General features: G+C 50.5%; 1 protein-coding gene. It reads left to right on the top strand.

The window, feature by feature from the left end:
- A partial coding sequence (gene citC, locus ACEWB7_RS17365; protein WP_411581008.1) for a [citrate (pro-3S)-lyase] ligase occupies positions 1–580 on the top strand: 580 nt, incomplete at both ends.

Below are 580 nucleotides of genomic sequence, written 5' to 3' on the forward strand. Positions count from 1 at the left end.
CAGCCGTGATGACCGTCTTATTGCCTGCGGCGGTATTGCCGGAAATATCATTAAATGCGTGGCCATTAGCGAATCAGTACGCGGTGAAGGCTTAGCGTTAACGCTGGCGACGGAATTGATTAATCTCGCCTGGGAACGGCACTGCACCCATCTTTTTATTTATACCAAAACGGAATACGAAGCGCTGTTTAAACAGTGCAGCTTTTCGACGATAGCCAGCGTCCCTGGCGTGATGGTCTTAATGGAAAATAGCGCGACCCGGTTGAAACGGTATGCGGAATCGCTGGCGACATTGCGTCACGAGGGAAAGAAAATTGGCTGTATTGTGATGAACGCCAATCCTTTCACGCACGGCCATCGCTATCTGATCCAACAGGCGGCGGCACAGTGCGACTGGCTGCATCTGTTCCTGGTCAAAGAAGATACGTCACGCTTTCCCTATGAAGACCGACTCGATCTGGTCCTTAAAGGGACTACCGATATCCCGCGCTTAACCGTTCATCGCGGCTCCGAATACATTATTTCTCGTGCGACGTTCCCCTGCTATTTCATTAAAGAGCAGAGCGTCATTAATCACTGT

This window comes from Acinetobacter sp. NIOH-H-8 (assembly GCF_046635365.1).
Taxonomy (GTDB): domain Bacteria; phylum Pseudomonadota; class Gammaproteobacteria; order Pseudomonadales; family Moraxellaceae; genus Acinetobacter.